We start from the raw sequence: 23,146 nt of genomic DNA on the forward strand, positions 1-23,146 counted from the left end.
CTCTAAAAAGGCAGATAATTTCTGCCTTTTTTTATAGCCAAAACACAAAGAAAACTATCTATAACTTAAACACTTTGCTAGATACAGTGTTTTTTAAGCGATAGATTGTCTATGATGAGCCCATATTTTTATCTGATAGATTAACTATCATTCATATATTTATTTTATGACAGTAAATTTTTGCTGATTGTACTCAAGGTGGAATAATGCGGATCTTAATTATTGAAGATAATATCTTACTTCGCCATCACTTATCTGTGCAATTTCGTGATGCTGGCCATCAGGTTGATGCAGCTGAAGATGCCAAAGAAGCAGATAGTTTTATTGCAGAAGGTACACCTGATGTAGCTATTGTGGACTTAGGATTACCAGATGAAGATGGCATTAGCCTTATTCGTAGATGGCGAGAAAATAATATTACTCTACCAATAATGGTCTTAACAGCACGAGAAAGTTGGCAAGAAAAAGTGTCAGCGTTAAATGCAGGCGCTGATGACTATGTGACAAAGCCCTTTCATTTTGAGGAAATTATTGCACGTATTCAGGCATTAATGCGAAGAAACATGGGAATTGCATCACAAACCCTCGCTATCGAACCTTTTGAATTGGATTTGTCACGTAAAGAGTTCATGATTTCGGGAGAACAAATTAAGTTAACTGCATTTGAATATACAATTTTAGAAACCTTGATGCGCAATCAAAACAAAGTTGTTAGCAAAGATGCATTAATGCGCCAGTTGTATCCAGATGCTGAATTAAAAGAAAGTCATACTATTGATGTACTAATGGGGCGATTACGTAAAAAAATCTTAGAAAAATATCCTGATGATGTTGTCGTGACAGTACGTGGACAAGGCTACCGTTTTGATATGAAACCCTAATATGCAAAAAAACAGCGCTCCCCACTCTCATTACGAACTCGTTTTTTACTTGCAACTAGTGCCATAATTTTAGCTCTTGTGCTTTCTTATGGATTAGTTGCCATTGTCGGTTCGATTGTCAGTGTGGATAAAACCACTTTTATGCTAATGCGTAGTCAAAGCAATCTTTACTACAGCTTAGCGCAGTGGGATAAGGGCAAGCTGAATATTGAGTTTCCTACAAGCCTTAATAATAACACCTCTTTGGTGATCATTTTTGATGATAAAGGCAGTGTATTATGGACAACTCCCGATTTACCTAAAGCCATTCCAGATAGCATTAAGCATAAATGGCGCCATGAAGAAGGGTTATTTGAAATTTCGGTTGATGTCAAAACAACGCGTTTAATGCTACAACAGTTACCTCAATACCGTGTTTATCTCAAGCGACTCGAAGAATATTCAAGTAACGAATTTTTAACTCACTCAGTGGTAATTAATCATTATCCTGCGGCTGATAATATGCCTTATATGGCGATTGCAGTTATCGATCCTATTCCTCAGCGAATGCAAAAAGTCAGTCAGGTTTGGGACTGGTTCTTATATATCATTCTCGCTAATTTGTTCTTAGTTGTGCCTTTAATTTGGTTAGCTGCACACTGGAGTTTACGGCCTATAAAACAAGTGATAGAACAAATCAGTGCATTAGAAAAAGGGACACGCAATGATTTGGATGAAAACCCACCAACCGAGTTAAAAGGCTTAGTCCGAAACTTAAATGTATTATTGCGTAATGAACGAAACCGTTATAGTAAATATCGCACAAGCTTATCAGATCTGACTCATAGCTTAAAAACGCCACTTGCCGTATTACAATCAACATTACGCTCTTTACGATCAGGTAAGCAAATGACGATAGAGCAAGCTGAACCTATCATGCTCGATCAGATAGAACGAATTTCACAACAAGTCGGTTATTATCTGCATCGAGCATCTATTCATGGTGATCACGATATTACCACACGAAAACTCCATTCACTGTCAGGGTTATTAGATAATCTTTGTAGTGCATTAAGTAAAGTTTATCAGTCAAAAGGCGTTGATTTAACACTCAATATTTCACCTGAAATCATGTGGTTAGGTGAGAAAAATGATTTTATGGAAGTGATGGGCAATATCCTGGATAACGCTTGTAAATACTGCTTAGAATTTGTTGAAATCAATGTTAGCAATAATGAAAGTAGTGTCATTATTATTATTGATGATGACGGGCCAGGCGTCAGCCCGGAAAAAAGAGAAGCTATTTTCCAGCGAGGAACAAGAGCAGACACGCTTCGTCCAGGGCAAGGTTTAGGATTATCTATTGCAGTAGATATTATTGAACAATACAGTGGTGAAATTACTATTACCGATAGTCCTTTAGGTGGTGCTCGTATTACTGTAATCTTTGCTGAGCAGCAACTTACGGCTGAGCGTGAATAATCATTGTTGATTAAGGTACTTTTAAATTACCGTTAAGTCTACGACGTTATGTATGATATCTGTTCACTTATTATCGTGTTACTCACATTGCTCAAAGGAATGTTTAGCAGGAAGTTAGAATTCATTATACTATGGCTCTAGGCTTCCCGAACTCAGGATATACACAATGGACTATAAACTTAATTTAGATTGGCAATCATTCCTCGAAAGCCATTGGCAAAAACGCCCTTTATTAATTAAAAACGGCTTCTCTCGTTTTGTTGATCCTTTATCTCCTGATGAACTTGCTGGTCTTGCAATGGAAGATGAAGTAGATAGCCGTCTTGTTAGTTGTCAAGACGGACAGTGGGGAGTCAAACACGGGCCTTTTGAGCACTTTGAAGGACTTGGTGATAAAGATTGGTCTTTACTTGTACAAGCCGTCGATCACTGGCATTTTCCTAGTGCGGCATTAATGAAACCATTTCGTGTGTTACCCGATTGGCGCATTGATGATTTAATGATCTCTTATTCTGTTCCTGGGGGTGGTGTTGGCCCACATCTTGATCAATATGATGTCTTTATCATTCAGGGACAAGGCCGTCGCCGTTGGCGGGTGGGTGAAAAATTCCCAATGAAACAACATTGCCCTCACCCGGATCTACTTCAAGTAGATCCTTTTGAAGCAATTATTGATGAAGAATTAGAGCCGGGAGATATTCTTTATATCCCACCTGGATTCCCGCATGAAGGCTATGCGATTGAAGAGTCACTAAACTACTCTGTTGGTTTCAGATCGCCTAATGCTCGTGAACTTTTCAGTGGGTTCGCTGACTATATATTAGCAAATGATTTAGGTAGCTATCGTTATAGCGATCCTGATCTAACACAGCGTGAAAACCCAGCATTAGTGCAACACCAAGAGTTAAATAAACTTCATGCCATGATGGAGGATTTACTTGCTCAACCAGAAGTATTCCGGCATTGGTTTGGTGAATTTATTTCTCAATCTCGTCATGAGCTTGATCTCGCGGTTCCAGAACCTTTATATGAAAATGCGGAAATTCATGATCTGCTGCAACAAGGCGAGCAACTTCATCGTTTAAATGGTCTTCGTGCACTACGTGTTGGCGATAATTGTTTCGTAAATGGTGAATTGATGGATACTGATCATATAGAAGCTGTGGATGCGCTTTGCCAATATGATTATATTGATAAACAACACTTAGGTGATGCGTTAGCTGATCCGAAATTTGTGCGTTTATTAACACACTTAGTTAACCAAGGTTATTGGTATTTTGAAGATTAATTATCACTAATTTTCAACTATAAGTTATAAAGCCCTGTCATATTATTGCAGGGCTTTTTATCATTAGCTATTTAATAAATATATTATATTTAAAAATCTAACGAATTAAATAATTTATTGATTCTTTTAAAAGTACTCTCGTATTATGAAAGAAAAAAGGAATAACAACAAAAAAAGTACTTTGTAAGAAAAAAAGCAATAATGTATGTTTGCTATTTGTTGCATACAGAGAAAAGGAGATAAAATAAGTTATCAAAAAATAGCTTAAAATAATAAAAAATGATTGCTGCTCAGATTTTTTAATTATTTTCTCTTTATGAAAGCTTAGTTGCTCTTCTATTACAGGTTTTAATGATCTTCCTGTCATGTTTTCCATTCAATATCCTTATATTGCATTCAGTTTTCTGTAATTATAAGATAAATTTATTGAACCCAATTTAGCAAAGAGTGATGACTATTGTGCCTATATTAAAAGTTTAATAGTAAATAATATGTAAGCCCATTATTATAAAATTATTCTATTTTTAATTAAGTAAACATCCCTATTAATACCCTATCAATACCTTGCTGTTTCTCCTATTTTACCTAGGAGAAAATTAGATTTTACTTCTTTTTTCAACAATAAAATCGTCTATAAAAATTTATTGTGTTAATCATTACTTTTATTTTACTGACCATGATATTTGCAGAAATAATAAAATAACAAATATGAAAACACCACCAGCACAAACAGATATCAGTTTATATTAAATAAAGCGAGAAAAAATGAAATCATTAACTACTTAGTAGAATTAAACTGGTTAAAAAAATAATAGCCGAAATATCGGCTATTATTTTTACTTTCAAGGTTCAATTAGTGATTAGCTAATCACGTTAGCTTTCTCTCTTTCAGCTGTAATTTCAGCGATACGCATAATTACACTCACCGCCGCTTCCATACCTTCTAAAGAGATAAATTCGTGCTTACCATGGAAATTATAACCACCAGTAAAAATATTAGGGCAAGGTAATCCACGATAAGAAAGCTGAGCACCATCTGTACCACCACGAATAGGCTTGATATTAGGCTCAATATCACAATCAATCATTGCTTGTTTTGCTATTTCAATAATGTGCGGGAATTGAACAACTTTATCATGCATATTGTAATAACTATCATCAATAGTCAGTTCAATATAACAATCTGGATGTAAGCCTTTACCTACTTTTTCTGCAATCGCAATCATATTCTGTTTGCGTTTTTCAAATAAGTTACGATTAAAATCACGGATAATATAATGCATTTCCGCCCTTTCTACCGTGCCTTTAATACTTTGCAGATGGTAGAAACCTTCATAACCATCGGTATTTTCTGGTGTTTCTTCAATAGGTAACTCTTGATGAATGCGCGTTGCTAATCCTAATGCGTTTACCATCACCCCTTTTGCACTACCAGGGTGAACATTGTTACCAACAATTTTGATATTCACTGATGCTGCGTTGAAGTTTTCATATTCCAATTCGCCAACACCACCACCATCAACGGTATAAGCCCAACTTGCACCGAATGCATTTAAATCGACATAATGCGCACCACGACCAATTTCTTCGTCAGGTGTGAACGCAATACGAATATCACCATGAGGTCGATTGGTTTCTTTTAAACGTACCATGGCGGTAATAATTTCAGCAATGCCTGCTTTATCATCAGCACCTAATAAGGTTTTACCGTCTGTGGTAATTAATGTTTTACCAATCATGGAGTGTAAGATTGGAAACATAACTGGTGATAACACTTCATCACCAATACCCAATGCAATATCACCGCCACGATAATCTTCAAGCACTTGTGGTTTGACATGCTTACCAGAAAAATCCGGCGCTGTATCAAGATGCGAAATAAAACCAATCACAGGCACTGGCCAAGAGACATTGGATGGTAAACTTGCCATCACACATCCCTTGTCACTGAGCGTTACATCGGAAAAACCCAGTTTTTTTAATTCGTGAGTCAATGCCTTGGCAAGTTTTAATTGTCCATCACTGCTTGGTGACATTTTTGAAGATGGTTTTGATTGTGTATCAAAATTAATATATTCAAAAAAACGTTCTAATAATTTATCCATTTTGCCCCCTAAGATCTCTCTAAGAACAATAATAGGGAACTCTATAAAATAATTATTGCGTCAAATCAGCTTTAGGATCATTAATTAATTCAAACAATTTATGAACATATTCATCAACTATCTGACTTGCTTGACCATAATGTTTCTCTTCAAACTGGCTTTCAACCAAACTGGGTTCAAGATTTAACTCAACGGTATGAGCACCTGTTAATCGAGCTTCATGGACAAAACCCGCAGCAGGGTAGACATTTCCAGATGTACCGATAGAGATAAAAATATCAGCCTCAGCCAAGGCGCGATAAATCTCTTCCATACCAATGGGCATTTCACCAAACCAGACAATATGTGGTCGTAGTGGCGATGGGAATTGGCAACAATGACAGCGATCGGTTGTTTCTAAGTCCCCTTTCCATTCAAAAACTTGGCGAGATTGTGGGCAACGTACTTTTAGCAATTCACCATGCATATGCAAAATATGTTTACTACCTGCTTTTTCATGTAAATTATCAATATTTTGCGTTACAAGAAGGAAGTTATCTTTACCTAAGCGCTGCTCAAGTTTCGCTAATGCATAATGCGCTTCATTCGGTTGAATAGAGGGATGTTGCAATTGACGACGGCGTTCATTATAAAACTGCTGAACCAATTGTGGGTTGCGTTGATAACCTTCAGGTGTAGCAACATCTTCAACACGATGTTCTTCCCACAATCCATCTTCTGATCGGAATGTTTTAATTCCTGATTCAGCCGAAATGCCAGCCCCTGTTAATACGACAACTTTGGGTAAATTCATTTCATGTTCCGTTTTATGGGTTAGATGAAAATAACGACAACGTGAATGTTGTCTGCGTAAACTTTTGATCTTACGAAACTTCCTAAGCCGACGATGACGAAGTTTAAGTTTCATCATGACAATCCTTGGTTTTCAAATTTAAATAGCGCGTTTCTTATCTTTACTAGTTTAAGCGTTTTTTCTTCTTTGTCTGTCAATAATAACCTTATTGTCCACTTAAAATTCTAGCAGGATCTAGTTTAGTCGCTCGACGTGCAGGATACCAACTTGCAACTAGGCTTAAAATTACAGTGGTAATAAATACAGAGAAAACGTCAATTAAATGAACTTCTGAAGGTAAAAAATCGACGAAATAAACATCACCAGACAACACACTATGTCCCGTTAATGATTCAATAACAGACACTAATGGTGTTAAATTATAAGCAATCAATACACCCAATATCACACCAGCAACACAGCCAATCATGCCTGATAATAAGCCGTACCATAAAAAGATATTACGAATATGACTATCTCGTGCGCCTAATGTTCGTAAGATAGCAATATCACTACTTTTATCTCTTACTGCCATAATCAGCGTTGAGACAATATTAAAACAAGCGACACCAATCACTAGGATCATCGATAAATACATAATGCTACGGATCATTTGAATATCACTATACATATAGCCATAATCGCTTATCCAACTTTTGGCATAAACATATTCTTTGCTGTTTAAACCGGCATCATGAATAATTTCATTCGCGAAAAAAGGATCTACCGTTTTCACTTCAATCCCAGTTATTCCTTGTCCATAATCCATATATTGTTGAGCATCGGCTAAAGGAATTAACGCTAATTGATGATCAAGCATACCACTAAGTTTAAAAATACCACTTACTTGTAAGCGAATACGCTTAGGCTGTAAAAGCTTAGTTGGATCATCATTATTAGGAATTAATACGGTGAGCCAATCACCTTGTTTAATTTTCAATGCGTCTGCAACACCTTGCCCAATAATAATTTGTTGCTTACCCGCCCGAAAATCTTGCCATGCATTATTTTGTACATAGCGAGGTAATAAGCTGATATCACTCTGTTTTTCAGGTGATACACCCATAACTTGCACTGCTTTTAGTTCAGTTCCTTTCTCTAACAATCCTGTTAATAAGATATATGGCGCAGCAGCGACAACACCTTGGGTATTTTCAATACGAGGTAATGCTGATTGCCATTGTACAAATGGCTGTTCTACTGAATAAATTTGTCCGTGAGGCACCACTGATAAAATGCGATTTTTTAATTCACGTTCAAACCCATTCATGGCACTTAGACCAATAATCAAGACAGCAACACCAAGCATAATGCCCAGTGTTGAAATAACTGAAATTAAAGAAACCATTCCCGCACGTTTTCGCCCTCTTGAAAAACGTAAAGCGGTCACTAATGCAAGTGGCAATTGTGCCATTATTTCACTCCTGAAATTGCGTTTTGTGACTGTAGTTGACCATCTTTCATTTCAAGTTGGCGCTGAAAACGAGCAGCCAATGACAAATCATGCGTCACCACTAGAAAAGCAGTTTGTTTTTCTTTGTTTAACTTAATCAACAATTCGAAAATCCCTTCAGCATTTTTCTGATCAAGATTACCTGTTGGCTCATCAGCAAGGACTAATGAAGGATCGTTCACTAATGCTCTCGCAATCGCAACACGTTGTCTCTCACCACCAGAAAGCTCTGAAGGACGATGATGAGCGCGATCTTTTAACCCCACCGCTTCAAGTAAAGACATCGCTTTTTCTTTCGCCTTTACAACACTAGCCCCACCAATCATCAGCGGCATAGCCACATTTTCAAGTGCTGTAAAATCAGGTAATAGATGGTGAAATTGATAGATAAATCCCAATTGGCTATTACGTAAATCAGCCTTTTCAGACGAAGATAACTTATTAAGTGATTGCCCTTTAAAAAAGACTTCGCCTGATGTTGGAGAATCCAATCCCCCCAGTAAATGTAATAAAGTACTTTTTCCTGAGCCGGAACTGCCTACTATGGCAAGAAAATCCCCCTTATCCATTTTAAAAGAGACGGATTTCAGCACTTGAGTAGAAATCGAACCATCTTGGTATTGTTTACATAGGGCGTGGCAATCCAATAAACCCTCTTTGTTAATTTGCATTTGTTTTTCTGATGCCATTGATTGTTTATTCAAAGAAGAATTACTCATAACGTAGCGCCTCTGCTGGCTGAATAGCCGCGGCCCGCCAAGACGGGTATAAAGTGGATAAAAGTGAAATGACAATAGCGGAGAAACCGATCATAAAGACGCGTCCCCAATCAAGTGTTGCAGGCAATTCCACACCTTGAGGAATAAGTCCTACCGCTGGCATGATGACGTTTAATTGACTTGAGAGTAATGCCCCCAACAGACCACCAGCAACAGCACCTAAAATACCTGCACCAGCACCTTGTAGCATAAAGATGGACATAATCTGAGAGCGTTTTAAACCCATAGTTTGCAAAATAGCAACTTCACCTTGTTTTTCCATCACCAACAAAGAAAGTGAGGTAATGATATTAAAAGCCGCCACAGCTATAATTAAGCTTAATAATAATCCCATCATATTTTTTTCCATTTTAACAGCCTGGAAAAATTCACCTTTACGTTCGCGCCAATCTCTCCAACTAAGATTTTTATCTAAAGATTGTGCACTGTATTTTTCAATATTGAGAGGATCAGTAAAGAAAAGACGCCATCCTGTAATATTACCCGGCTGATAACGCATTAAACGTGCTGCATCTTGCTGATTAACTAAAATTTGTGAGGCATCTGCATCGCCACCACTTTGGAAAATACCTTTAACGGTAAATAAGCGTTGGCTAGGTAATCTTCCCATTGGTGTTAATTGGCTTACACTTGGCACAATAAGGCGAATGTTATCCCCCTCTTTTACTTTTAACTGTTTAGCAAGGCCACTTCCTAAGATCACGCCATAGTCACCTGCTTTCAGCATAGAAAAATCGCCATAACGAATATATTTCGTTAAAGGCTCATCTTGCTCTTTTTCTATACCTAGCATGACACCAACGCTGATATTGTCTTTACTCTGTAAAACAACATCGCCTTCTACTAAAGGGGTAACGTTTATGATACCTTCACGCGTCAGTAATCTTTCAGCTATATTTGAATCTCGGGGTAATTGTCCGTTAGGTGATGTCACGATTGCTTGTGGAATATAAGCAAGAATGCTTTCTTGCAATGAACGTTCGAAACCATTCATGACAGAAGTTACTGTGATCAGTGCAGCTACACCTAACATAATCCCTAAAGCGGATAGCCATGAGACGAAGCGACCGAATTTATCGACCGCACGACCCCGCATATAACGGAGCCCTATATAAAATGAGACAGAATTGTACATGAAATCTGTGCTGTTCCTGTTGCTAATGCGAAGTGTTCAGGGATAATAAAGGGTAGTCTTACTGAATGGAACCACTCTATTCCCAAACTGTGGTTTTTCTTTTATCTTAACCTGCCCGCCAGTTTAAGCTTTAGCCATTAAGCTAAAGATGTGTTGGGAGTTAACTACAACAAAGAGTTCACATTACACGCTTATGTCCTCAGAATATCGTTATCAACTTCCTATAAAACAAGGGGATACTCGTCAGCTAGGTCAACTGACTGGTGCCGCTTGCGCTCTAGAATGTGCAGAGATCATCAAACGTCACTCTGGATTAGTCGTTCTTGTTACTCGTGATATGCAAAATGCATTGCGTTTACAAGATGAAATCCGTCAGTTTTGTGATTTTCCAGTAGAGACATTATCGGATTGGGAAACGCTGCCATACGACAGTTTTTCACCTCACCAAGAAATTATCTCAAACCGCCTTTCTACGCTATACCGTATTCCATCACTTCTCAAGGGAATTTTAATCTTACCCGTCAATACGTTAATGCAGAAAGTCTGCCCTACGGATTATCTCGCAAGTCATGCGTTGATAATGCAAAAAGGAGAGATACTTTCTCGTGATAATTTACGTAAAACATTAGATGAAGCAGGATATCGCCATGTAGAGCAAGTATTAGAACACGGTGAATATGCAACACGCGGTGCATTATTAGACTTATTTCCTATGGGAAGTGAATTTCCTTATCGTATTGATTTTTTCGATGACGAAATAGATAGCCTGCGCACTTTTGATGTCGATACACAGCGGACATTAGCAGAAGTTGATCAAATTAATTTACTGCCTGCCCATGAATTCCCAACAGATGCAAATGCGATAGAACTTTTCCGTAGCCAATGGCGTGAACGATTTGATGTAAGACGTGATCCTGAACATATTTATCAGCAAGTCAGTAAACACATATTGCCAACGGGAATTGAATATTGGCAATCGCTGTTTTTTGAACAGCCTTTATCTAACTTATTTGCTTATTTCCCTAAAAACACATTGATAGTGACGCAAGATCTACAAGATTTTGCAGAAAAGTTTTGGCAAGACATCAACCAGCGTTTTGAAAGCCGTCGCGTTGATCCTATGCGACCGCTGTTACCGCCTGATGATATTTGGCTCAGTGTTGATAAATTTAATAAAGAACTTAAACAGTGGCCACGAATTCAACTTAAAACAGAAACATTGCCAGAAAAAGCAGGACAAACTAATTTAGGTTATCAACCACTTCCTGATTTATCGATCAACGCGCAAAGCAAATCCCCTTTAGACAATCTACGTCGATTCCAAGAACAATTTTCTGGCAGTATTATTTTCTCTGTTGAAAGTGAAGGACGACGCGAAACCGTACAAGAACTGTTATCACGGATAAAAATTGCCCCTAAACAGATCATTGAGTTATCAGATGCCCAAGAAAAAGGAGCCTATTTTATTATTGGTGCAGCTGAGCACGGTTTTATTGATAGTCATCGTCAATTAGCTATGATCTGTGAAAGCGATATGTTAGGCGAGCGAATTAATCGTCGTCGTCAAGACAATCGCCGAACAATTAATACTGATACCTTAATTCGCAACCTTGCTGAATTAAGCATAGGTCAACCGGTTGTTCATCTTCAGCATGGTGTTGGTCGCTATCAAGGCATGACAACACTAGAAGCCGGTGGCGTTAAAGCTGAATACTTGATGTTAAGTTACGCAGGTAATGACAAGCTTTATGTCCCTGTTTCATCCTTGCATTTAATCAGTCGTTATTCTGGTGGCGCAGATGAAAATGCGCCACTACACAAATTGGGTGGCGATGCATGGGTAAGAGCGCGCCAAAAAGCCGCTGAAAAAGTGCGTGATGTCGCAGCAGAGTTATTAGATGTTTATGCTCAGCGTGAAGTAAAAACAGGCTTTGCCTTTAAAATGGATAAAGAGCAGTACCAAACATTCCGCCAAAGCTTTCCTTTTGAAACAACACCTGATCAAGAAATGGCGATCAATGCTGTCCTTAGCGATATGTGCCAAGCTATTTCAATGGATAGACTCGTCTGTGGCGATGTCGGATTTGGTAAAACAGAAGTGGCAATGCGTGCTGCATTTCTTGCAGTTAACAACAATAAACAAGTCGCCATTTTAGTGCCGACCACCTTATTGGCTCAGCAACATTTTGATAATTTCCGTGATCGTTTTGCTAATTGGCCCGTTAACATTGAGATGATCTCACGCTTTCGTAGTGCAAAAGAGCAACAGCAAATCACAGAAAAACTGGCTGAAGGAACGATTGATATTGTCATTGGTACACATAAACTCCTTCAGCCTAATATTCAATGGAAAGATTTAGGGCTATTAATTGTCGATGAAGAACACCGTTTTGGTGTTCGTCACAAAGAACGAATAAAAGCCATGCGCGCAAATGTCGATATTTTAACGCTAACAGCAACACCTATTCCTCGTACGTTAAATATGGCAATGAGTGGTATGCGTGATCTTTCTATCATTGCAACACCACCAGCACGTCGCTTATCCGTAAAAACCTTTGTACGGGAATATGATGACTTAGTGGTACGTGAAGCTATCTTGCGTGAAACATTGCGTGGCGGACAAGTTTATTACTTGTATAACGATGTTGAGAATATCGAAAAAGCCCGAGAGAGATTGGCTGCGCTCGTTCCTGAAGCGCGTATTGGTATTGGTCACGGACAAATGCGTGAACGAGAACTTGAGCGTGTGATGAATGATTTCCACCATCAACGTTTTAATGTGTTACTTTGCACCACAATTATTGAAACAGGTATCGATATACCCAGCGCAAACACCATTATTATTGAACGTGCAGATCACTTTGGTTTAGCGCAATTACATCAGTTACGTGGTCGTGTAGGCCGTTCTCATCATCAAGCTTATGCTTATTTGTTGACACCACATCCTAAAGCGATGACAAAGGATGCTCATAAGCGTTTAGAAGCGATTGCTTCACTGGAAGATCTAGGTGCAGGTTTTGCATTAGCAACTCATGATCTAGAAATTCGAGGCGCCGGTGAATTATTAGGTGAAGAACAGAGCGGTCAAATGAATACCGTCGGTTTCTCGCTTTATATGGAATTGCTAGAAAGTGCAGTAGAAGCGCTTAAAGAGGGGAGAGAACCATCACTTGAAGATCTCACCAATCAACAAACTGAAATTGAATTAAGAATGCCTGTTTTATTGCCTGATGATTACATCCCTGATGTAAATGTCAGACTTTCATTCTATAAACGAATTGCCAGTGCGATCAACTTAACAGAGCTTAATGATCTAAGAGCAGAGTTAATCGATAGATTTGGTAAACTACCTGATGCAGGGCGTTATCTACTACGTAATGCAGCTATTCGCTTAAGTGCAGTGAACTTGGGGATTACTCGAATTGAAGCCCATGATAAAGGTGGATTTGTTGAGTTTGGTGAAAAGAACAAGGTTGATCCGGGATATTTAATCAGCTTACTTCAAGAGCAACCTGCTATTTTCCGTTTAGATGGCCCATCAAAACTGAAGTTTATTACAGATTTAACTGAGCGTGAAAAACGACTCACTTTTATTGATGATATGTTAAGTGCATTTAATGAACACAAAATAACCTCACTTTAGCGGTTATCGAATCGACAAAAAGGCGTAATTGAAATAATTTCATTACGCCTCTCTTTTATATTGTTAGGTTTACTCTTTACGACAAGGTACTTTTTCATTCATAGAACAATAAGGTTCTTGTTCTAAAATCAGCCTACCATCAGAATCTAATGCAATAACTTCACCGGGTTTAAACGTGGTACGTACTTTGCCGGGTGTTCCATCAATAGTATAGAGCACATCATAACCAACAATTCTACGCTCTTGACGATAAATCGGGATGCACTCTTTAAATTGAGGATAAGGGAAATTAGCAATATTGCTGTTATTGAGTGCTTCAATCATATAGAACACTCGACACTCTTGCTCTGCGGGATGAAATCGTGACAAATTTTCTGGTGTAAAAGGTGTTGGTAAGCCAATTCGATGACAATACTCTTCTGTCACAAAAACGGTTGATTTAATAGGTGTAGCCGAAACGACATGAGCATATTGAGGTTGAGGAAAGACCCACCTCCATGCAATAAATGAAAGAATAGCTAATGCAATGATTAGTCCTATTAGTGTGTACTTTCTGACATTAACACCCACTTTTACCCCTTTTTATTTGTTTTATCCTTAATTGCCACAGATATAGAATAAAAGCCACTGTTTCACTCTAACTGGCTAATATATTTAGTATTCAATAAATGAATTTTCTAATCTGATAGCTTAATTCAACATCCATGCTGATTAACATAATAAGTAAACTACGTATTTATGACATGTTAAATACACCACTTATTTCTGTTTTAATTACTTAATTAAATACTGACTATATTCTCAAGACTTACACATTATATTAAGATAGATCTTAATTTATTAAGCTGAAAAAATAGAAATCATTATGCTATTTATAATACATCATTATGATAACACCAGATTAACAAATGTTGCCAAAAAATAGGGAGTCTTCTATATTTAACTTATATTATAAAGTTTGATTTTAAGATTTGTAAAACCATTTCATCTAATTAAATACGAATAAAAATAACAAGTTAAGCTTAACCTTTATAATCTTCACTTATTATCTTTCTAATACAATCCTATGAAATACCATAACATTTTATTTGATGAATTAATGAATTAAACATCATTTTTTATTTAAGAAAAGTCTTAAATAATTTAACATGATAAATAAAGTTAACGTTATCTTTGATATTACGGTTTGATCTTGATAATAAAATTATATTTATCATTGTTATATTTTGTTTTAGAGTTATTGGTTATTTTTGGTATCGACAGATAAATCTTCTAGTGCTTTATGCTGAGATTATTTATCTTATTTAGATATTCTCATTTAATTATTTAATTTAAAAGAAAAGATAGATAAAAAACCCTCATACAATATAAGGGTTTTAAAAGGTGACTTTTGTCTTCTCTGTAAAGCAAAAGATAAATTAATGGAGTTTTAGTTTAGGTCTAATCACTCGGTTGATTGATCCGACTAACATCATAAGCCCTGTTTTGATATAACCATGCAAAGCTATTTGATGCATTCGATATAAAGAGATATAAACAATCCGCGCGATACGCCCTTCTATCATCATATCACCCTTCATTAAATTCCCCATCAAACTCCCCACAGTACTAAATTTTGAGAGTGAAACTAATGAGCCGTGATCGGTAAACACATAATCTTTGAGCGGTTTGTCTTTTAACATTGCTAATATATTGCCATAACAACGACTTGCCATTTGATGTGCAGATTGTGCTCTTGGTGGAACAAAACCGCCATCTTTTCTTGGGCAAGAAGAACAGTCGCCAATAGCAAAGATAGACTCATCTAAGGTTGTTTGTAAGGTCGGTTTAACAACCAGCTGATTAATACGGTTAGTCTCTAGACCCGCAATCTCTTTCATAAAATCAGGTGCTTTAATACCTGCAGCCCACACCATTAAGTCGGCATCGATATGCTCGCCTTCTTTGGTGTTTAATCCGCCTTCATCTGCACTTGTGACCATAGTTTTAGTCATCACTCGCACACCTAATTTTGTTAACTCTTGATGTGCCGCACTCGAAATACGTACCGGTAATGCAGGTAAAATGCGTTCTCCAGCTTCAACCAAAGTGATATTTAATGCTGAAGGTGCTAATTTTTTTAATCCATAACTATTTAATTGGCGTACTGCGTTATGCAATTCAGCTGAAAGCTCAACCCCCGTTGCACCACCACCCACGATCGCAATATTTACCTTACGATTTTCTTCTTGTGCATTGGCATCTGCTGAGTATTTTAAAAACAAATTCAACATTTCGTTATGGAAACGATGGGCTTGCTGTGGGCTATCTAAGAAAATGCAGTTTTCTTTAATGCCTGGAGTACCAAAATCATTCGATTTACTGCCTAACGCCATCACTAAAATATCGTAGTCTAATATGCGTTCAGGTACGAGTAGCTCTTGCTCTTCATTATAAATAGCAGCCAGTGTGATATTTTTTTGCTCACGATCAAGCCCTATTAATGAGCCTAATTGGAAATTGAAGTGATGATTATAACCATGAGCTAAATAACTTAGTGCATCAACTCCATCGTCTAAAGAGCCTGTCGCTACTTCATGTAATAACGGTTTCCATAAATGGCTATTATTACGATCAACTAAGGTGATTTCTGCTTTTTTGCTGCGGCCTAATTTATTGCCTAATTTAGTCGCCAGCTCTAACCCACCAGCGCCACCACCGACAATAACAATTTTTTTTAATGACATTTAACGTCACTCCATAAAGATATTTACTGTTGTTATTTAAATAACCTTAGTGAAATCTACTTAAATAACGACAGTTAAATCGTTTCGGCTGTTATTTTTGTTCTTAAATAAGTTAGCTGGGAAGATGGTCATACCAAAGTTGATTTATATCAAAAATATTTGAATATTCATATCTCTTTTTTGAAGAAAAGAGTCATTTTTTGCTATTCAGTGATAAATCAATCACCATTAAAAACATAAGGATATTTTTTAATCAATTAATACAATCAACTAGAAAATAAGCATAGAGAGGATCATTAAAATCAATCGCGATATTGAGATGATAAAAATAAAGGATCAAAACAAATGTTGAAAAGAGATAGATAGCAGAAGAGTATGCACATTTTAGCTATGTTAGATAGAAAAATGGATGGAACAAACACCATCCATTTTAAACACATTACTTTAGTCTTACTTTTTACTATAAAACGCTTTAATTTTAAATAGATGCTCAGAAAGGCTCTTAAATTTATGCGTTTGCACTTCATCCCAAATGACAGAGTAATAAGGCGATAATTCATCAGCAGAACGCTGGTTATCTAAAATCTCATCATTACGAGATAAAATCACTAAAGCGCTATCTTTGTTTTTAGAACGAAAATCTTTAATACATTTCGTTGCAATATCTAAATATTCTTCAGGTCTGTCGATTTTGTCTGTCATGTTTTCGTAAGGAAAAAGATTAGGATTAATCATTACCTGACGAATATTACATAAGAAACCAATACGCTCTGCCCAATATCCACCTAATCCTACGCCACAAATTAATACGGGCTCTTTTGTGGATTTAATCACTTTATCCGTTTCTTTCAGTAAGTGTTGCATGTCATGACGAGGATGCAACGTACTGTAGCTTAAAAAACGGACATCAGGATCAATAAACTGTAGCTGTAAAACTTTCTCATGATTTCCAGGACTTGTGGAATCAAAACCATGTAAATATATAATCATGCTCGCTCCTGCCATTGCTCCTGTAATTGGGTCAGCAACTGATTCGCTTTTTTCCAACGATCAGAGGTTTGTAGCTCACTCAATGTGTAACGACCTCGGTGATGGTACAATGTGGCAATGCGTTCTGCTTTGACAGAGGACAGGTTATCTAACACACTCACTGCCCCTTTTCGGTTATTACACACTAACAGCATATCACAACCAGCATCTAGTGAACGTTGTGCTCTTTCTGCATAACTTCCCATAATGGCAGCACCTTCCATCGATAAATCATCAGAAAAGATAACGCCTTGGAAGCCTAGTTGTTCACGTAAAATCGATTTCAACCAATATGATGAACCGCTTGCAGGACGCTCATCAACCTGAGAATAAATAACATGAGCCGGCATAATGGCATCTAATAGCTGGCGTTGAATAAAGTCTTTGAAAATAGACATATCACGTTGGCGAATATCATTTAAAGAGCGGTCATCACGAGGTGTTTCTTTATGAGAATCAGCCCTGACTGCACCATGACCTGGGAAATGTTTACCTGTTGATTTCATACCTGCAGAACGCATACCTTTAATAAAGCTCTCTGCCATTGTCATGGCGATTTCAGGCGAATCATGGAAAGAACGCTCACCAATGGCAATACAGTTATGACCTAAGTCGAGCACAGGAGCAAAACTGATATCAATATCCATGGCAATCATTTCTGATGCCATTAACCATCCTGCTTCTTGTGCTAAATGACTCGCTTGATAACTTTCATTTAATGCTGCGTAGGATTGTGCCGCGGGTATGCGAGTAAAACCATCACGGAAACGTTGTACTCGTCCCCCTTCTTGGTCTACTGCAATCACTAGACGTTCATGAGATGCATCACGAATTTGACGGACTAATTCATTTAATTGTTCAGCATCGTGGAAGTTGCGGGTAAAAAGGATTAATCCACCGACAAGAGGATGCTTTAAAATTTCACGCTCTTCACTATCGAGTTCATACCCTTCAACATCAAGCATTACTGGACCCATAACATTCCTCTCTTTGTAATTGTGACAAGATAATGTCTTTAATTCATCAGACTAAAATAACGACGTAAAGGTTCAGACATTATTAAAAATGACTCATCTTTTGTTTGTTGCCAACGGACTTCATACCACATTAGCATCATATAAAAAATGAATGGTTCTCTTGAAAAAATACGCGTTCTCAGCTCCTTCACAGAATAAATGTCTGTTTCTTTGGATTGAGTATAATGACAATGATACGAACAGTAATAATCCAAAAACATATTTTGTTGCACTTCATTGAGTTGATTTGTCGCAAAAAACGTCATCAACGAATCTGCTGTATCAATATCGGCTGCATATTCCCAATCAATAAATTTTATACCGGAATCACTAAGAAGAATATTCTCAACATGTAAATCCATGTGAGCAGGCGCGTATTTTATGAGATTGCATCGCGGTTGGCGTAAAAAATGTTGTTGTAAACGTAACCATTTAGCAGATAAACGTTTTCTATCAATACACTGCCAATAAATTAATAATTCATGATTTAAGTTAAGAGGGAAGCCTAACGGTGTGTATTGATGAAGTATGGCTATTTTTTCAGCCAATGGCTTTAAATAAGTACTAAAAAGTGATTGATGAGTAAGATGTTCACCCTGTAACCAATAAAGAAAAAACCACTCTTTATAGCGTGTAGCAACTTTTGGCGATAAATTAGAGCCTGATAGCTGTTTTAAAATGGCGTATTCTTTTCTTCCATGTACATAAAGCGCTTTTTTTTCATCACCATAATAGCGGGCAACCCAGTCAATATCTGCACATTGCACACGAAAAGCGCCACCGCCAGATCCTTCTAATGCAATGATTTTCCATTTACTTAATGCCGTTGCAGGGAAAAGTGCTTGCAAGGCATTAAGCAAACTGGAGTAATGCGGATCATTCAACCTTATGGCGCCCATTCCAAAGAATTTCACCAGAAGAAACCGACATTAACTGCATACTGATCACACGATTATCTTTTTTACCATCAACAGTTGAGAATAAAATATAATCAGCTTTCAAATAGCGGGCTAAGCCAATAGCGGCACTACGAAGACCTAGGCTATCTTCACCAGATAAACCAAGCGCCTTCCGTGCAGACATCATTTGCGTATAAGGCACAGTTTGCAATGCACTAATACTATTAACTGATTCAATAATTGTATTGGTTGCATTTACTGCTTGGATGTTCCCACCTGAATTATTTTTAACATTATCAACAACGATAAGCTTACCCACTTCTAAGTCACCAGTAACTGCCATTTCTCTAATTAAAGGAGTGACGGCTGCATTCCAATTAATACTTGTGATTTTAGGTGGTGTCGGCACAACTTCAATTGGTGGCTCTATCGGTTTAGGTGGCTCTACTGGCTCTGTAGGTGTCACAGGCTCTACAGGTACAGGCGGTTGTTGTGGCAACATAGACGGACAACCTGCTAATAAAAACACAGACATCGCCACAAATAGAACTCTTTTCATGCTCGTGTTACCTTATCCTAAATAAAGAGATAAACTCTGACATAACTAATGGTTTTATCTGGTATATCACCGCTAATTTCGGTATCACCATCACCAAGAATAGTCACATCATTTACATGTCCAGCAGGAGATACTTCAAGCCCTTGCTCGTTATACCAATAAAAGCGATAGCGAATTGAAACAGGGTAAGATTGTGTATTTGACAGCATAACTGTCGCTCTTGTGCCGTTAGTATGGTGTTCAAGGGCGGGTTGTCCCGCCACAATTCCCACAGCTAAGACCGATGACTCCATAATAATAGCCTGCTGACGATTAAAATAGAGTTTATTATCTGAATGAGATGATAAACACCCAGAGAGCAATGTCGTCATACACATAGCGATAAGTAATGAGTAAATAGCCTTACTTTGTCTTATCATGTATTACTTCCTGTTATCTCGCTTTTAGCATCATACCGATCATTGACTTAATAATGGCCCTAATGGTTTTCCACCAAGCAAATGCATATGAATATGGAAAACTTCTTGTCCACCATGTTTATTGCAGTTCATCACTAGGCGATAGCCGTCTTCAGCAATACCTTCTTGTTGAGCTATTTTTGCCGCAACAACAAAAAGGTGTCCTAATACTTGCTCATCTTCTGCAGTAACATCATTTACAGTAGGAATAAGTTTATTAGGAATAATCAAAATATGAGTGGGTGCTTGAGGTGAAATATCACGAAATGCAGTCACTGTATCATCTTGAAAAACGATATTGGCTGGAATTTCACCACGAATAATTTTACTGAAAATTGTTTCTTCTGCCATTTCCATCACCTTATTGTTTATTTTAATTCCTGATTAATCTATTAAGCAGGCAAGTTTTGAATATGAAAGAGCTTAGCAAAATTACGCGTTGTTTGTTGCGCTAACTCTTCAACACTTACCCCTTTTAAGACAGCCATATACTCTGCAACATCACGAACATAAGCGGGTTGGTTTTCTTTTCCGCGATGAGGTACTGGCGCTAGATAAGGGGAGTCTGTTTCAATTAAAATTCGATCAAGAGGAACAATACGAGCAGCCTCTCTAATTTGTTCCGCATTTCTAAATGTCACGATACCAGAAAAAGAGATATACATTCCAAGATCAAGTAATGTTGTTGCTGTCTCTTTATCTTCAGTAAAGCAATGCAGAACACCGCCACAATCTTGAACTTTCTCTTCTTTTAAAATAGATAAGGTATCTTCGCGAGCACTGCGTGTATGCACAATAACGGGTTTATTAACTTGGCGTCCAATTCGAATATGCTCACGGAAAATTTCACGTTGCAGAGCCGCATTTTCTTGTTGGTAATAGTAATCTAGCCCTGTTTCACCTAAAGCCACAACATCAGGTGCGGTAGCTAAACGTGCTAATTCTTCAACATCATAACCTTCATCTAAATTTAAAGGGTGGATCCCACAAGAAAAGGCGATGTTGTCACGTTTACCGATTAGCTCACGCATTCTATTAAAACCCGGTAATGTGGTTGCCACTGCTAACATATATTGAACATCACGCTGCTGTGCTTTTTCGACAACATCATCAATATTTTCATGTAATTTTTCATAATCTAAGCAGTCGAGATGGCAGTGTGAATCAACTAAAAACATAACTTACTCTCATTTATCTGGTACGACTTATAGGTGTTTTTTATTACAGCTAAATTATAATTAATATATAGTTAATTAATTTTTGTGGTTAGCTGATTTTCCCAATCTAGTAGCTGTTCTACTAGTAATAATTCTCTATTTAACGCGGGGATGGTCATTAACTGATAACGACACTGTTTCCATCCATCAATAGTGGATAACAAAATATCCGAAGACCATTGTGATAACGCCATAATCAATGCTTGCTGATCCTGATTAACACAATACACTTGTGCATTGGTTTGGTATTTTAATGCATCAAGCAGTAATGATAATAGCCAGTATAAGCGACGCTCGGCATTATCTTGATTTAATTGTGGTAAAAATGAATATAAATCATGCTGTTGTATGCTTGTATATAAAGCTTGGCAAAAAATCTCTCTTTCTTTCCACTCATCTTTCAATAAGGAAAGCGCTAAAACTGGAGCGTTCTGCGATAAATTTAATGCCGTTACACTATTTGCATAAGGTATGTTTGGTAATTGTTGCTGTAACCAGTGCGTTGCATGTTGAAGATTAGGCGTTGCTAAATGGTAATAAAAACAACGACTACGCAATGTCGCTAATAAAACCTCTGGATGCTGACAATTCAGTAAAAAATAGGTGTCTTTAGGGGGTTCTTCCAACGTTTTGAGCAATGCATTTGCTGCCGCTTCTGTTAATGCTTCAACGTCTTTTATCCAAACAACTCTAAAACCACTTTGCTGAGCATGATGCTCCAGCTTTTCAGTGACTTTTCTTACTGCTTCAATACCAATCGAAGACTTACCCTTTTCACTCTGCAAAATATGCCAATCTGGATGTGTTTCAGCAAGCATCAAGCGACAACTATGGCATTCGTTACAACTTTTTAATCCCTGCCTATTCTGGCACATTAACCAACGACTTAACCCATAAGAGAGTGCTTCTCCTCCCATGCCTTCTATCGCATGTAAAAGCAGAGCATGATGACCACGCCCTTCTTGATATATGCTAATAAGTTGTCGATATGCCTGATTTAGCCAAGGATACCAATTCATAATGATTTATTTTCCTGCTGAACTAACCACGCTGTTAGTATTTGACGGATATCTGCTTGTACTTTATCAATTGCTTGAGATGCATCTATCGTGATAATCGTGTCATCATCTTTAGCCAATGCTTGATAACGTTCACGAGTACGATAAAAGAAATCCATTGATTCTTTTTCAATCCGGTCTAATTCACCTCTAGCACGGGCTCTGGTAAGCCCAATAGCCGGATCTAAATCAAGATATAAGGTTAAATCAGGGCGAAAATTACCAAGCACCGTATTACGAAGTGACAACATAAGATCTTTATCTAAGCCACGTCCGCCACCTTGATAAGCTTGTGAAGAGAGATCGTGTCTATCACCAATCACCCATTTACCTTCTGCTAGCGCGGGTTTTATCACATTTTCTATCAGCTGAACACGTGCTGCATATAGCATCAATAATTCGGCTTTATCCGTAACTTTTTCACCCTCAATACCTTGTTTGATAAGCTCACGTAATTTTTCGGCAAGAGGTGTACCACCGGGTTCTCGGGTAAATGCCAGATTGGTGATACCTTTATCTTTAAGTGTATCGATAACCGTTTGGATTGCGCTGGTTTTTCCAGCACCTTCAAGTCCTTCAATTACAATAAATTTACTGTTGTTCATAA

20 protein-coding genes and 1 pseudogene are annotated in these 23,146 nt (G+C 37.6%); 4 read left to right on the forward strand and 17 right to left on the reverse strand.

Annotated features, from left to right (window positions below):
• The first annotated feature begins 206 nt into the window (after positions 1-206).
• From phoP to CUB63_RS06325, 3 genes and pseudogenes are all read left to right on the forward strand, one after another.
• Positions 207-881, forward strand: coding sequence for a two-component system response regulator PhoP (gene phoP, locus CUB63_RS06315; RefSeq protein ID WP_006537215.1), 675 nt, complete (start codon positions 207-209; stop codon positions 879-881).
• Positions 882-2,342: pseudogene (gene phoQ, locus CUB63_RS06320) on the forward strand (two-component system sensor histidine kinase PhoQ); the annotation flags it as partial. It abuts the gene before it with no gap.
• Positions 2,343-2,508: 166 nt separating this feature from the next.
• On the forward strand, positions 2,509-3,630 hold the full coding sequence (locus CUB63_RS06325) for a ribosomal protein uL16 3-hydroxylase (RefSeq protein WP_109847699.1): 1,122 nt from the start codon (positions 2,509-2,511) through the stop codon (positions 3,628-3,630).
• A gap of 97 nt (positions 3,631-3,727) precedes the next feature.
• Here CUB63_RS06325 and CUB63_RS06330 read toward each other — a convergent pair whose 3' ends face one another.
• The 6 genes from CUB63_RS06330 to lolC form a co-directional block, all read right to left on the reverse strand.
• Entirely contained in the window at positions 3,728-4,006 is a 279-nt protein-coding gene (locus CUB63_RS06330; RefSeq protein WP_109400926.1) for a hypothetical protein, read from the reverse strand.
• A 484-nt stretch (positions 4,007-4,490) separates the two neighbouring features.
• Positions 4,491-5,735: a peptidase T gene (gene pepT / locus CUB63_RS06335; protein WP_072062702.1), complete on the reverse strand. Its 1,245-nt coding sequence runs from the start codon at positions 5,733-5,735 to the stop codon at positions 4,491-4,493.
• Positions 5,736-5,787: 52 nt separating this feature from the next.
• Positions 5,788-6,645 (reverse strand): Sir2 family NAD+-dependent deacetylase, encoded by an 858-nt coding sequence (gene cobB, locus CUB63_RS06340; protein WP_109400925.1) that lies wholly within the window; start codon positions 6,643-6,645, stop codon positions 5,788-5,790.
• A gap of 88 nt (positions 6,646-6,733) precedes the next feature.
• Entirely contained in the window at positions 6,734-7,981 is a 1,248-nt protein-coding gene (gene lolE / locus CUB63_RS06345; protein WP_006537224.1) for a lipoprotein-releasing ABC transporter permease subunit LolE, read from the reverse strand.
• The gene (lolD, locus tag CUB63_RS06350; protein ID WP_202608118.1) at positions 7,981-8,691 is read right to left on the reverse strand and encodes a lipoprotein-releasing ABC transporter ATP-binding protein LolD; all 711 of its coding nucleotides are present in this window, start codon (positions 8,689-8,691) and stop codon (positions 7,981-7,983) included. Before lolD ends, lolE begins: the two co-directional genes overlap by 1 nt.
• 40 nt (positions 8,692-8,731) lie before the next feature.
• The gene (gene lolC / locus CUB63_RS06355; RefSeq protein ID WP_109847700.1) at positions 8,732-9,934 is read right to left on the reverse strand and encodes a lipoprotein-releasing ABC transporter permease subunit LolC; all 1,203 of its coding nucleotides are present in this window, start codon (positions 9,932-9,934) and stop codon (positions 8,732-8,734) included.
• Between the two features lie 193 nt (positions 9,935-10,127).
• On the opposite strand from lolC, the gene mfd reads away from it, so the two are divergent.
• Positions 10,128-13,577: a transcription-repair coupling factor gene (gene mfd / locus CUB63_RS06360; RefSeq protein ID WP_109847701.1), complete on the forward strand. Its 3,450-nt coding sequence runs from the start codon at positions 10,128-10,130 to the stop codon at positions 13,575-13,577.
• A gap of 69 nt (positions 13,578-13,646) precedes the next feature.
• On the opposite strand, the gene umoD is transcribed toward mfd, so the two are convergent.
• The 11 genes from umoD to tmk form a co-directional block, all read right to left on the reverse strand.
• Positions 13,647-14,147, reverse strand: a complete 501-nt coding sequence (umoD, locus tag CUB63_RS06365; protein ID WP_006537231.1) for a flagellar biogenesis regulator UmoD — start codon at positions 14,145-14,147, stop codon at positions 13,647-13,649.
• Between the two features lie 848 nt (positions 14,148-14,995).
• On the reverse strand, positions 14,996-16,303 hold the full coding sequence (locus tag CUB63_RS06370; RefSeq protein ID WP_006537232.1) for an NAD(P)/FAD-dependent oxidoreductase: 1,308 nt from the start codon (positions 16,301-16,303) through the stop codon (positions 14,996-14,998).
• Between the two features lie 450 nt (positions 16,304-16,753).
• Entirely contained in the window at positions 16,754-17,293 is a 540-nt protein-coding gene (gene ycfP, locus CUB63_RS06375) for an alpha/beta hydrolase YcfP (RefSeq protein ID WP_006537233.1), read from the reverse strand.
• On the reverse strand, positions 17,290-18,309 hold the full coding sequence (gene nagZ / locus CUB63_RS06380; RefSeq protein ID WP_006537234.1) for a beta-N-acetylhexosaminidase: 1,020 nt from the start codon (positions 18,307-18,309) through the stop codon (positions 17,290-17,292). The genes ycfP and nagZ overlap by 4 nt, the downstream gene beginning before the upstream one ends.
• A gap of 38 nt (positions 18,310-18,347) precedes the next feature.
• The gene (locus CUB63_RS06385; RefSeq protein WP_232240051.1) at positions 18,348-19,262 is read right to left on the reverse strand and encodes a phosphotransferase; all 915 of its coding nucleotides are present in this window, start codon (positions 19,260-19,262) and stop codon (positions 18,348-18,350) included.
• Positions 19,225-19,806 (reverse strand): penicillin-binding protein activator LpoB, encoded by a 582-nt coding sequence (locus tag CUB63_RS06390; RefSeq protein WP_006537236.1) that lies wholly within the window; start codon positions 19,804-19,806, stop codon positions 19,225-19,227. Before CUB63_RS06390 ends, CUB63_RS06385 begins: the two co-directional genes overlap by 38 nt.
• Before the next feature lie 17 nt (positions 19,807-19,823).
• Positions 19,824-20,225: a YcfL family putative periplasmic lipoprotein gene (locus tag CUB63_RS06395; protein ID WP_006537237.1), complete on the reverse strand. Its 402-nt coding sequence runs from the start codon at positions 20,223-20,225 to the stop codon at positions 19,824-19,826.
• A 39-nt stretch (positions 20,226-20,264) separates the two neighbouring features.
• Complete coding sequence (hinT, locus tag CUB63_RS06400) at positions 20,265-20,615, reverse strand: purine nucleoside phosphoramidase (RefSeq protein WP_036913377.1); 351 nt, start codon at positions 20,613-20,615, stop codon at positions 20,265-20,267.
• Positions 20,616-20,656: 41 nt separating this feature from the next.
• Entirely contained in the window at positions 20,657-21,442 is a 786-nt protein-coding gene (locus tag CUB63_RS06405) for a metal-dependent hydrolase (protein WP_006537239.1), read from the reverse strand.
• 71 nt (positions 21,443-21,513) lie between these two features.
• On the reverse strand, positions 21,514-22,500 hold the full coding sequence (holB, locus tag CUB63_RS06410; RefSeq protein WP_006537240.1) for a DNA polymerase III subunit delta': 987 nt from the start codon (positions 22,498-22,500) through the stop codon (positions 21,514-21,516).
• Positions 22,497-23,144 (reverse strand): dTMP kinase, encoded by a 648-nt coding sequence (tmk, locus tag CUB63_RS06415; RefSeq protein ID WP_072062712.1) that lies wholly within the window; start codon positions 23,142-23,144, stop codon positions 22,497-22,499. The genes holB and tmk overlap by 4 nt, the downstream gene beginning before the upstream one ends.
• Positions 23,145-23,146 lie beyond the last annotated feature (2 nt).

The sequence above is a fragment of the Proteus penneri genome (genome assembly GCF_003144535.1).
GTDB lineage: Bacteria > Pseudomonadota > Gammaproteobacteria > Enterobacterales > Enterobacteriaceae > Proteus > Proteus penneri.